The sequence below is a fragment of the Syntrophomonas wolfei subsp. methylbutyratica genome (genome assembly GCF_001570625.1).
Classification (GTDB): domain Bacteria; phylum Bacillota; class Syntrophomonadia; order Syntrophomonadales; family Syntrophomonadaceae; genus Syntrophomonas; species Syntrophomonas methylbutyratica.
In genome coordinates this window covers 66,364-78,103 of record NZ_BBQT01000014.1, presented here as the reverse complement: position 1 = coordinate 78,103, position 11,740 = coordinate 66,364, and the positions used below count along the sequence as shown (strand labels likewise).

Sequence of the window (11,740 nt, the reverse complement as noted above, 5' to 3'; positions counted from 1 at the left end):
AGGCCAAACTAACAGCCCTGTCGGTAAATTTAAAGCGGATAGCCAAGCTGGTATCCGCCTTAAAGGGTTTACATGTTCTCATTTTGAAGTTATTATCTCCGTTAGTGGTTAACCGACCAGATTGTGATTGGGTTGCCGCCCAGGCGGCTTAAAAAGGATACTTTTTCAGTGGTTTCGGACCGTCTCCTTGACATCCTGATGAAAGCAGGTATATTTATTGCGTTTTATTATTGTTTCCGGCCCTCCCTCGGCGGGGAAAACAGCCGTAATGATTCATACCATCAGGCATTTGCTTAAGGACGGGATTAAAGTAGCGGCCTGCAAAATCGATTGTCTTAAGACTTCTGATGATGATAATTATCGGGCTCTGGGAATTCCGGTGGCGGTTGGTTTAAGCGAATATTTATGTCCGGACCACTTTTTTGCCGCCAACCTGGAGGAGATATACGCCTGGGGCAGTTATCATGGGGCCGAGATCTTAATCCTGGAGACAGCTGGCCTTTGTCATCGCTGTGCCCCTGCTGTACAGGGCTGTCAATCAATTTGCGTAATCGATAATCTGAGTGGAATTGACACCCCGCAAAAGGTAGGACCGATGTTAAGTACGGCTGACGTTGTGCTTATAAGTAAAGGGGATGTTGTATCCCAGGCTGAACGAGAGGTATTCCGGCAGCGAGTGGAAATGGCAAACCCGGATGCTGCGGTGCTGTCAGTCAACGGGCTTAACGGGCAGGGCAGCCTGAAATTAAAGAAAATCATAATGGAAAGCGCCTCCGTAAATCGGATTGAAGGCCAGGAATTGCGTTGTTCCATGCCTGCGGCCATTTGCTCCTACTGTACGGGAGAAACCATGATTGGCAGCAGCTATCAGATGGGGAATGTGAAGAAGGTTGATTTTGGAAAGTTTGAAAAAATGAGGAGCAAGGAACCCCTTCCCTCTTCTGACGTCTGACGACCGATGACCGATGACCGATAACTGATATATGCCAGGTGCATCTTAACGTTAAAGAACATTTGAATTCACTTTTCATCGGTGGTTGTGCCCGGTACTTAGCACAACAACAATGATGGAAAATAGACTTGAGGAATGTTTTAAAAAATGATTGATTCTATTAGCGTAATAGGAGGAAAAGATAAAGACGGCGCAGCAGAGGCCATCCCGCTCCTTGATATAAGGGCGGGGGAGATTCTCGCGGTGGTGGGAACAACCGGTTCGGGCAAGAGCATGCTCATTGCTGATATTGAACAATGGGCTGATGGTGAGACTCCGTCACAGCGCCGTATCCTCATTAACCAGATGCCGGCCGGCGAGTTTGCGGATGATAGGGTGCTGCGGGGAATGGCGGCAGAAGTCTCCCAGAACATGAATTTTGTTATGGATATGAGTGTCAAGGATTTTCTCAATTTACATGCCTGCAGCCGTCATCTGGAACAAGCAGAGATGCTGGCGGAACAAGTATTAAACTACGCCAACCGGCTGAGCGGAGAACCTATCGGCAGCCAGGACAAGCTTACCGTATTAAGCGGCGGTCAATCCCGCGCTTTGATGGTAGCTGATGTAGCGCTAATCAGTGATGCGCCGGTGGTTTTGCTAGATGAGCTGGAAAATGCCGGCATTGATCGTTTGGCGGCCCTGAAAGGGTTGGCCTTGCAGAATAAAATAGTGGTACTGGTTACCCATGATCCGATGTTAGCCTTACTGGCTGATAGACGGGTAGTTATGAAAAACGGGGGTATGTTTAAACTTCATAGCACTACCCCCGAGGAAAAGCTCCTTTTAAAAAAACTGGAACAAAGCAACCGGCAGATTTCCTTCTGGCGAGAGCAGCTTCGCCTGGGGTTTACCGTAAATGAGGAAGCCCTTAAACAATATTAGAGCAATGAAATCGCTTCAACTTCTCTTCCGTCTCCATTTTCATTTCTCCAACAGGTTTTTGTTTTACAAGTGAGATTTTATCCAGGCTTAATCTTAACAATTTCTCCATACTTTATTGAAATTTTCACAATAATTGCCCGCTATTATATAGCCAGAGTTCAAAATAATCTATTTGATTGGAGGAAGGATTATGAAAAAGAGGTCGTCTAAAGTTGCAATTTTAGCTTTATCCCTGCTGTTGTTGGTGGGGATGGTTGCCAGTGCAATGGCAGCCAATGGTACTAATGGGCAGGCAGGTTTGCGTCAGGGAAATGCGGCGGGTCAGCAAAAGGCCCAGACAACTCTCCAGGCGGTTTCTGACTTAACCGGGTTGAGTATTGCCGATATCCGCAGTCAACGGGCAGAAGGAAAGTCTTTAGCGGCTATTGCTGAATCCAAGGGAGTAAGTGAACAAGCAGTAATCGATAAAGTTATCGCTGAGCGCACAGCAATCCTGGATGAATTGAAAGCTGATAAGAAGATTAGTGGAGAACAATATCAAGCTTGTTTGAATAACATGGCTGAAAGGATTAAAGCAAATGTGGAAAGAACGGTGCTTGGCCCAAAGAATGGCAATCAGCGGGGCCAGGGCAGGGGACATATGCAGGGATTTGGCCAGGGACAAGGCCGGGGAGCAGGTTGCGGACAAAATCAGGCCAACTGTCCCTATGCTGCACCCGCTAATCAATAAGCAATAACAGATACTGCCTATAAGGGTACCCTGGATAGGGTACCCTTACTTACTAATCTTGACTCCACTGCAAAAATCCCTTTTTCTTGTATAAGGGTTGCATAAATATACAAAGCGAGCGTTGGCGAAGCCTGATTCGGAACGACACGGGGGGGCGTTCCCTACACACCCCCCTCAACCCTCACCCCTCACTTTTCTTATTAATCAATCTTAAACTCAAGATGTTATACTAGCAGTAGATAGCAAGCTGGTTAAAGGGGAATAGATCATATGGATTCACTTATTCTGCTGGTAGAGGACGAAAAAAAGATTCGCGATATGCTGTCACAAAATCTTCGTCAGGAGGGTTTTGGGGTAGCCCTGGCGGCTGACGGTCTTGAAGCTCTGCGGGTTTGGCAGGATATAAAACCGGATTTAATTGTCCTGGATCTTATGCTGCCCGGCTTATCGGGCTGGGAAGTATTGAAAAGGATTAGGCAGAAGGATAATACCCCGATCATAGTTTTGACTGCTCGGGCGGATGAAGTTGACAAATTATTGGGCCTGGAGCTGGGGGCCGATGATTATATTACCAAACCATTCTCACCACGGGAACTGGCTCTTCGGATTAAAGCTGTACTGCGGCGCAGTCGTCCCCATGAGCAGGTTACTAATATTAGCTTTCCCAATCTTTCTATTAATCCGGAGAGGTTGGAGGCATTAATAGAAGATACTCCTTTAGCATTAACCCCAACTGAATTTAAAATCCTTTTGCTGTTGGCGGAGAATCCAGGGCAGGTTTTTTCCCGCCTGCATATTTTGGACCGTGTATTTGGCGATATCTACGAGGGTTATGAAAGAACTATCGATACTCATATCAGTAATTTGCGCCATAAAATCGAAGCGACCGGGAAAAGCAAAGTTAGCATAAAAACAGTTTATGGCATTGGCTATAAGTTAGTTGCAGAGGAATAATAAAGCGAGAAATATTTTTTCAGTACTGTTTGTATCACCAGCGATAGCGGTGAGATGGAGTTTGCAATGGCAAAATCGGGTTTGTCCAATAAAATTACAACCAGCTTTATCATCGTTTCCGTACTGGCGGTTATAGCTACCAGCCTGATTATGCTGCTTATGACCAGGCAGCAGTTTTCCACATATATTGATAACTATAACCAGGTCATGCTCGATCAATGGGCTCCAATCATAAGCGATTACTATTCACAGTATGGCAGTGACGGCTTACAGGAGTATCTGCAAGCTAATACCATAGGGAATGGTAAAGCTATGGGGCAACGCCGCCACCACGGGTCAATGCCTATGGGAATGGGAATAAGGCAGGGACAACGGCTAATAGTTACCGATGCCAATAATATGGTGGTAGCAGATACCCAGGGTTTACTCATCGGACAGCCGGCCAAACTGGATTCACTTCATAGTTCAAGGGAACTCCGGGTTGATAATCAACCCCGGGCCACTTTATATATAATCAGCCCACTGGGTTCGGGCTTGTCTTCACTGGAGAATCAATTTGTCGCCAGACTCACCATAAATACAGCCATACTGGCAATTGTTATAGGCATTATTGCCCTGATATTGGGTTTAGCGCTGGGGAAGCGTATTAGCTCCCCTCTGGCCGCTTTATCATCTGCTATTCACCAGCTGGCCAATGGAAAGCTGGATGAAAGGCTAAGCTTGCAGGGTGATCGTGAATTTATGGAACTGGGGCGGGATTTCAATCTAATGGCGCAAAAGTTGGATGATGTCGAAAAGAATCGGCGCAGATTAACTGCCGATATATCGCATGAATTACGAACCCCCTTGACATTTCTGCGAGGACAACTGGAAGGAATGCAGACGGGTTCCATTCCGCTGGATATTGAAAGCATTGCTCTACTGCAGGATGAAGTTATACGGCTTTCGCACCTGGTAAAAGAACTGGACAATCTGTCCCTGGTGGAAAACCGGGCCGTATCCTTGAATTTTAGCCGCTTTCCGCTAAGCGAACTTTTGGAACATTTGATACCGGTTAATCTTGCCATGCAGGATAAGGGTATTTCCTATAGTATAGATCTTGACAGCACTATTAAGGAAATCTATGCTGACCATGACCGGCTCTTGCAGATACTCTTGAACTTATTGTCCAATGCCATGCAGCATGTAGAGCAGGGAGGCCAGGTTACCCTGTCTATTCAGCGGTATAGAAATCACCTGCAATTCGCGGTGGCTGACAATGGACCGGGTATTCCCCCCGAAAACCTGCCCCATGTATTTGAACGTTTTTATCGAATCGATGACAGCCGAAATCGCCGTGAAGGTGGAATGGGACTGGGCTTGGCCATAGCCAGGGGCTATGTTGAAGCCCAGCACGGCAAAATTTGGGTGGAAAGCAGTCCGGGTTGCGGGACTGTTTTTTACTTTACCCTGCCCCAGGAGTAATCCTGACGATTCATTTCTAAACCATCCCTGGATAATTACTTGAAAAATACAAATTGAAGAATGCCTCTACTGCGGGGGCCTGTTTTCCCCTGGCCTGCAACAGAATTCCCCTTAGCGGAATCCCGAATCCATAAACGCCTTATCGTAATTGATTCTACTGAAAAAAGTTATTAATATTCATTGGCTTGTATAAATATACCGCTCGCAGTCTTCGCATGGGCAACACCTGCGGCTTGTCTCGCGGCTCAAGGGGTACACGCTAACCTCCCATCCATGGTCGTATAGCGCTCTCGCGACGTCCTGTCGCTCGCCCCCTTTCGCCTGCTCGCCTTCGCCGGGCGTTGCAACCATGCTTCGCCAACGCTCGCTTTGTATATTTATGCAACCCTTATGCAACAAAAGGGGTTTTCGCAGTGGAGTCGTAATTACATAGTTTTAATTAAAAAGTTATTCGCTCAGCAGGAATAGCTTTATTTTTATAGAATTAAACAAATATCAACATCAACCAACAAAAACAGACAGAAATAAAGCATAGGTATAATAAAAATAAATAAAAACTAACAACAATTAATTAAATGATTTGAATACTAAAACCTTAGCGTTTAGTGAACCTTAAATTTTCATATTTTTCGGACAATTTAACAGTTAATGTCTTCGAGCCTTTTATCCTATAGCTTCAAGCCATGGATAATTGGACGAAAGGAGCGTCAATAGCTCCCCAGGGTATAGCTGTAAACGGCTGTGCCTCCCGTATTTGGAAAGAAGATATGGAACATCCTTTTTGAGGGTTAGCCGTGTTTGCTAACAAACTCAGGAGATTAACATAAGCAGGAAGGGCTGTTTCCTGCCTGAAGATGAGGATAAAGCCAGTATCAACTTTTCGATGCTGGTTTTTTATTTCCCCGTTGTTCATAGAATCACCCTCATAAAAGCGAGACGAGGTCTGTTATAGAATTTATGGAAAGGAGGTGCTGATGAAAGACCTCGCTAAAATAAAATAATATGGAATAGGAGGAAAATATATGAAAAAGAGAGGACTTGTAATTCTGGCGATGCTTGCCCTGCTGATCATCAGTGGCATGCTTATCGCAGGCTGCGGTAAGGAAAAGGCGGCTGATACAACTGCTACTCCCCGGACAATTGTCGACATGGCAGGCCGGGAGGTAACCCTCCCGGCAGAGATTCACAGTTTAGCTACGATAGGACCTGGACCGGTACTGAATAGTCTTATTTTTGCAGTGGGCGAGGGAGGTAAGATCGTCAATGGTCTCCCCGATTTTGCCCGTTCAGAACGTTGGAAGTACCAGCATAAATTTGCTCCTAACATAAGCGAACAGCCGATGGTTCAAACCAGCGATTTTCAGCCTAATGTCGAAGAAATGCTGAAACTGAAGCCGGATGTGGTTTTTACTATGGAAGCCCGCGGTAGTTGTGAACAGATAGCTGAAGTATTGACTAACGCCGGGCTACCTACGGTTTGCCTGGTATGGACCGAGCCTGACGAGGTAAAGCAGGCTATAAATATGATCGGAGAGGTATTACATCAGGAGACCCGGGCCCAGGAGTACAGTAAATATTTTGACGATACTATTGCCCGCGTGAGCAAGGTCGTTGATAGCATTCCCGAGGATAAACGACCCCGGGTGTTGCATTGCAACATTCAGAGTATGACAGCACCCCACGCCATTACTGAATGGTGGGTGGGTCAAGCAGGGGGAAAGAGTGTTACCAAGGAAGTTCGCGTAGCGGAAAATATAGAGTTCTCAGTGGAGCAATTGCTTAAGTGGGATCCTCAGGTAATTATAGTTAGTTCTCCCGACCAGGTGAATTTACTCTGTAATGATAGTCGCTTTAAAGAAGTAAGTGCCGTTAAAAATAAGCAAGTTTTTCCCACACCTGTAGGCGCCCATATCTGGGGTAACCGCACTTCCGAGCAACCGCTTATGCTCCTATGGGCTGCCAAAACCTTTCACCCGGAGGCCTTTAAAAACCTGAATCTGGAAGAAGAATTAATTCAATTTTACAAACACTTTTTCAACTATTCTATGAACGTAGAAGAGGCTCAAGAAATCCTGGGTGGCGGACCCAAGGTTGACCCGGGAAAGAAAAAGTAAAAGGAAATCCACCGCCTCGTTGCAGCGGTGTGTTGAAACTGCTCCGCAGTTTCTTCCGATTATTATAAGAATTCTAAGAATACGCCTTGAGTGATGAGGAATACGAGTCGTTTTTTTAGTTACGGCAATGTATCGGGTGGGTGGTGCCTGAATTATGCTGCTGAAATGGATTGAAATGGAGTAATAAAACATGAGGAGGTATTATTGTGAAGATCAGATGCGATTTTGTGACCAACAGTAGTTCAGCAAGTTTCGTGTTAACTGTAAAGGAAGAGATAATTGATGCCAAAATAAAACGTTTTACAGAGATCGGAAAAACAGGGTGGGTACAATTATTGGATTTTTTAAAGAAAAAGATGGGCGAAGAAGGATATAAAACCATAATTGGGAGCCAGGAATATTCCTTCACAATCAAGGAATTCCCCCTTGGAAAATCTCAGTTTTTGGCGGATGATAGTGATCCGGAGGAAATATCAAAGTCGGATTTTAGTGAATTATCAGATGATGAAATGTGGGCTGTAATAAACTGGGTGGTGGTTAAGGGAGAAAGCAATGATATTTTGGGAGTTGGAGCAACCCAGACAACTAAACCGCAATGTGAACGCGGAGGATGTAAGGTATAAAAATGATAAGAAAACACTTTAAAGGATACAACTTCGTTTGCATTCCAGAGACAGGTGTAACATTTCGCTGGGGAGACAGTATCGCAGAAGATCCCTATATGGCTCCATGGCCAGAACTTGCAGATATATCCATATCCAACTACTGTACCAATGGATGTGAATACTGCTATCGTGCCAGTAATGAGGAAGGGATATTCATGACAGTAGCAGATTACAAATTCATCCTTGGTCAACTAACAAGCAAAGAATATGGAAGCATATTTCAAGTAGCACTTGGAGGGGGTGAACCTCTCCTCCACCCTGATTTTAATGAAATACTACATGTTACAAGAGAAGAATACGGCATAATACCTAATTACACAACCTGTGGCAAGTATTTCAACCAGAAAAACATGGAAGCAAGCAAGAAGTACTGTGGGGCAGTTGCTGTCTCGTGGGATCCCTATAGGGATAACCTGTCCCTTGAAGAACTTCGCGAGCTGGGGGTACAGCTTAAAGAAGAAAAAATTCGAACCAATATCCACTATGTTATTTCAGAGAGAACCCTCATAGAGGCAATTAAACTCTTGAAAGGAAAATACGACGAATACCTGAAGGACTTTAATTCTGTGATATTTTTGACTTACAAAGCTGCTGGAAGAGCGGACAAAAGTGATGTGATTAAATCGCAGAAGAATTTAAGGGAATTTTTGGACATGGTTGACGCCCCCTTAACTAAACTAAAGCTTGGTTTTGATGCTTGCTTTGTTCCTGTTTTGATGAAGGCAACCGGTGTTGATACGGATCTTGTAGACAGCTGCGAATGCGGCTTCTTCTCGGTTTATGTGAGCGAATCCATGGAGGTTATGCCCTGTTCATTTTGTAACAACAGTAATTTTACGTACAACTTAAAAGATCTTTGTTTCAAGGATATCTGGCAGAAACATTTCTCAGCTTACAGAAGTTATGTTAATGATAACTGTAAAACAGGATGTGCAGAATGTGATGAAAGGTCAGGTTGTAGGGGAAAATGCCCATTCTACAATGATATATATCTATGCAATTTAGTTTAATTTGGAAATATCTGACCTGCTAATTTACTTTGCATTTAAGGAGGGAAATCTTTGTTTACTACACTTCTGCATACAGTACTAAACGAAGGAATAAATAAACGATTGGCTCTAAAAATATTGGAAGAATCACGCTGGCCGCAAAATGCCTTGGAATTATTTGCGGTGGCCAGTCGTCTCCGTGATGAAAACCTGGGTAAAGAGCTGTATTTTTCAGCTGGATTTGGGGGTGTACTTCCTTGTAGAATTGTGCCCCGTTGCGCCTATTGTACCTATTTTGTTGCTGAACCTTTTCCTTTGCCTGATCTGCTGGCGTGCGTAAGAAAGGTTGAGGAGCTGGGAATCCGGCAGATGCACCTGAGTGGAGGCTCCAACTTGGAAGGTTACGATAGTGAAATACTGGAGATGGTACAAGCCATCCAAGAAACTTCGGATATACAGGTGGAAGTAAACCTGGGGCCTTCTCTGTCAGCTGATACGGTCAAAGCTTTGAAAACAATGAAAGTAGTAAGCATTACCAGTTCTCTGGAGACTTTTACCCCGGAACTATTTAACCGCACCAAGCCGGGGGACAGCCTGGAAAAGCGCAAGCAGTTATTGGAAATATGCGAGCAAGAGGGTGTTCCTATCCGCAGTATGATGATGATTGGTTTGGGAGAAAAATACGCGGATCGCATCGAACAACTTTTTTACCTTAGCCGGTTTAGTCATCTCTATCACCTTCGTTTTTCCAGATTCTATCCTTATCCTCGTACTGCCCTGCACAACCAACTCCGATGTTCTCCTTGGGAATTGGCCCGTACGTTGGCGGTGGCACGCCTGATTATGCCCCGTATAAATCTGGGATTGGCTGCCGGCAATGAACCGGATGATTTGCCTCTTTGGTATGCCGCTGGTGGTGGCAATCAGCTTCTGGGGGTAATGGTATCCAACAGGAAAGTGGAAAACAAAACCAATCCCGAAGATGAGCTAATAATCATCAACGAGAGGTGTTCTGTTTATAATCGAATGCCTCTGATGCAGCGTTACCTGCAGGAAATGGGGGCTAGTGTAATAAGTAAAGAGAAAATACAGTAAGCGATATTGCAGTAAATAAAGTCACTGATGAATCATTTTTCTCGTAACCGTATAAATTTGTATTCCTTTGTCAAAGTAGAACAGCATTCCGGGGAATCTTTAATATTATCCCCATACCAGGCTATAAACTATGAAGGGGGACTACAAGTGGAGGCAGTAACTAAACATAAAATTGTAGAGATGGAAACGAAAAGAGGTTCTGGCTGGAAGATTACTATCTTATTAATTACGCTAGCACTTATTTTTATACTTTCCTTTGCTCTAGGACGATACCCGGTACCTCCAGGACAGTTACTGGAGGTGTTAGCCTCGCGGGTATTTCCTATAGAGGCTCACTGGAATGCTACTGTGGAGACGGTAATATTTCAAGTGCGCTTGCCTCGTATTTTTGCTGCCATATTGGTGGGTGCGGCCTTATCTACTGCCGGAGCGGCTTACCAGGGAATGTTTAAAAACCCCCTGGTTTCACCGGATATACTGGGAGCTTCAGCCGGTGCCGGTTTCGGGGCTGCTCTGGCCATATATTTCTCGTTTAGTATGATGGGAATTCAAATGATGGCATTTGTGGGCGGCTTACTGGCAGTTGGTTTAACCTACGGGATAAGCCTGCGGATTCGCCATGATCCTATGCTGGCTCTGGTTCTTTCCGGTGTTATGATTGGGTCGCTGTTTACGGCTGCCATCTCCTGTATCAAATATATTGCGGACCCCTACGATAAGCTGCCAGCTATAACTTTTTGGCTTATGGGAAGTTTGGCTTCGATTACTCCACGGGATGTATATATGGTATTAACTCCCATACTCTTAGGAGGGATTTTGCTTTATCTCTTACGCTGGCGTCTTAACGTTCTGGCTATGGGGGAGGAAGAGGCCCGGGTACTAGGTATTAATACTACGTTAATGAAAACCGTGGTAATTGTATGCTGTACCCTGATGACGGCAGCATCAGTTTCCATTAGCGGTCTAATCGGCTGGGTAGGGTTGGTAATACCACATTTAGCTCGAATGATTGTCGGTCCGAATTATCGGGTATTGCTGCCGGCATCTATTTTACTGGGCGGTGCCTATTTACTATTAGTTGATGACCTGGCTCGTTTGCTGGCCAGTATGGAGATTCCGCTGGGGATTTTAACTGCCCTCATAGGGGTACCTTTCTTTCTATATCTATTATTAAACACTAAGTGGGGATGGAAATAAGTTTTGGGGGGATGGAAATGGAATTGGAACTTAGGAGCTTAAGCTGTGGGTATGGGCAACAAAGAGTGGTTAACAGCTCAGGAACCCAGAATTCTCATCATGGATGAACCTACTGCCAGTCTGGATTTTGGCAATCAAATTAAAGTTTTAAGTCATGTTAAGCAACTGGCCGGACTAAATATAGCCGTTTTAATGTCCTGCCATTTTCCCGAACATGCCTTTATCTACTCTAACCGGGCAGTGCTTTTAAATGAGGGGAGAATTCTACATAGTGGAACTCCGGGTGAAACCATAACTGCACATAGATTAAAAACCCTGTACGGAGTAGATGTGGATATTGTAACAGTTAAGAACCGCATGAATCAGGAACTACAGGTTTGTATCCCTTCCAGGAGCCTGGCCGAACCAGATAAAAGCTTAGAATTAATAGAAAGTAGAAAAGAATATGCTCTTGCTTGAAGCAGCCAATGAACTAATTCGGGAAAATTTAGGCACCTCCCGATGAGGTATGTGTAAGTAGACATTTTGGAGGGAATTGACCGGATAGTGGCGGAGGATATTGTCTCTAATGTAAATGTACCGGTTTTTCCCGTTCCCGGTGTGACAGCTACTATTTTTACGGTTGCTGTGCTGAGGAGATCACCCTATATCCTCGA

General features: G+C 44.8%; 11 protein-coding genes and 1 riboswitch. All 11 genes read left to right on the top strand.

Annotated features, from left to right (window positions below):
- The first annotated feature begins 217 nt into the window (after positions 1 to 217).
- Positions 218 to 952, top strand: a complete 735-nt coding sequence (locus AWB54_RS10635; protein WP_061214581.1) for a GTP-binding protein — start codon at positions 218 to 220, stop codon at positions 950 to 952.
- A gap of 147 nt (positions 953 to 1,099) precedes the next feature.
- A complete protein-coding gene (locus AWB54_RS10630) occupies positions 1,100 to 1,876 on the top strand; it encodes an ATP-binding cassette domain-containing protein (protein ID WP_061214580.1) in 777 nt (258 codons plus the stop codon).
- Positions 1,877 to 2,066: 190 nt separating this feature from the next.
- Positions 2,067 to 2,606, top strand: coding sequence for a hypothetical protein (locus AWB54_RS10625; RefSeq protein WP_061214579.1), 540 nt, complete (start codon positions 2,067 to 2,069; stop codon positions 2,604 to 2,606).
- A 270-nt stretch (positions 2,607 to 2,876) separates the two neighbouring features.
- Entirely contained in the window at positions 2,877 to 3,560 is a 684-nt protein-coding gene (locus AWB54_RS10620; RefSeq protein ID WP_061214578.1) for a response regulator transcription factor, read from the top strand.
- Between the two features lie 66 nt (positions 3,561 to 3,626).
- Positions 3,627 to 5,024 carry a sensor histidine kinase gene (locus AWB54_RS10615; protein ID WP_061214577.1) on the top strand — a complete coding sequence of 466 codons (1,398 nt, stop codon included), beginning with the start codon at positions 3,627 to 3,629 and terminating at the stop codon, positions 5,022 to 5,024.
- Between the two features lie 640 nt (positions 5,025 to 5,664).
- Positions 5,665 to 5,805, top strand: a riboswitch (molybdenum cofactor riboswitch).
- Positions 5,806 to 6,046: 241 nt separating this feature from the next.
- Positions 6,047 to 7,138, top strand: a complete 1,092-nt coding sequence (locus AWB54_RS10610) for an ABC transporter substrate-binding protein (protein ID WP_061214576.1) — start codon at positions 6,047 to 6,049, stop codon at positions 7,136 to 7,138.
- A gap of 206 nt (positions 7,139 to 7,344) precedes the next feature.
- Positions 7,345 to 7,761: a hypothetical protein gene (locus tag AWB54_RS10605; protein ID WP_061214575.1), complete on the top strand. Its 417-nt coding sequence runs from the start codon at positions 7,345 to 7,347 to the stop codon at positions 7,759 to 7,761.
- 2 nt (positions 7,762 to 7,763) lie between these two features.
- On the top strand, positions 7,764 to 8,813 hold the full coding sequence (locus AWB54_RS10600; RefSeq protein WP_061214574.1) for a radical SAM protein: 1,050 nt from the start codon (positions 7,764 to 7,766) through the stop codon (positions 8,811 to 8,813).
- 51 nt (positions 8,814 to 8,864) lie between these two features.
- Complete coding sequence (locus AWB54_RS10595; protein WP_061214573.1) at positions 8,865 to 9,887, top strand: radical SAM protein; 1,023 nt, start codon at positions 8,865 to 8,867, stop codon at positions 9,885 to 9,887.
- Between the two features lie 147 nt (positions 9,888 to 10,034).
- On the top strand, positions 10,035 to 11,084 hold the full coding sequence (locus AWB54_RS10590) for a FecCD family ABC transporter permease (protein ID WP_082736163.1): 1,050 nt from the start codon (positions 10,035 to 10,037) through the stop codon (positions 11,082 to 11,084).
- A gap of 45 nt (positions 11,085 to 11,129) precedes the next feature.
- Complete coding sequence (locus tag AWB54_RS10585; RefSeq protein WP_082736162.1) at positions 11,130 to 11,543, top strand: P-loop NTPase family protein; 414 nt, start codon at positions 11,130 to 11,132, stop codon at positions 11,541 to 11,543.
- Positions 11,544 to 11,740 lie beyond the last annotated feature (197 nt).

What these genes read in the sequence shown, in the direction of transcription:
- AWB54_RS10630 (WP_061214580.1), top strand. Translation starts at nt 1,100, where the DNA reads ATGATTGATTCTATTAGCGTAATAGGAGGAAAAGATAAAGACGGCGCA.
- AWB54_RS10625 (WP_061214579.1), top strand. Translation starts at nt 2,067, where the DNA reads ATGAAAAAGAGGTCGTCTAAAGTTGCAATTTTAGCTTTATCCCTGCTG.
- AWB54_RS10620 (WP_061214578.1), top strand. Translation starts at nt 2,877, where the DNA reads ATGGATTCACTTATTCTGCTGGTAGAGGACGAAAAAAAGATTCGCGAT.
- AWB54_RS10615 (WP_061214577.1), top strand. Translation starts at nt 3,627, where the DNA reads ATGGCAAAATCGGGTTTGTCCAATAAAATTACAACCAGCTTTATCATC.
- AWB54_RS10610 (WP_061214576.1), top strand. Translation starts at nt 6,047, where the DNA reads ATGAAAAAGAGAGGACTTGTAATTCTGGCGATGCTTGCCCTGCTGATC.
- AWB54_RS10600 (WP_061214574.1), top strand. Translation starts at nt 7,764, where the DNA reads ATGATAAGAAAACACTTTAAAGGATACAACTTCGTTTGCATTCCAGAG.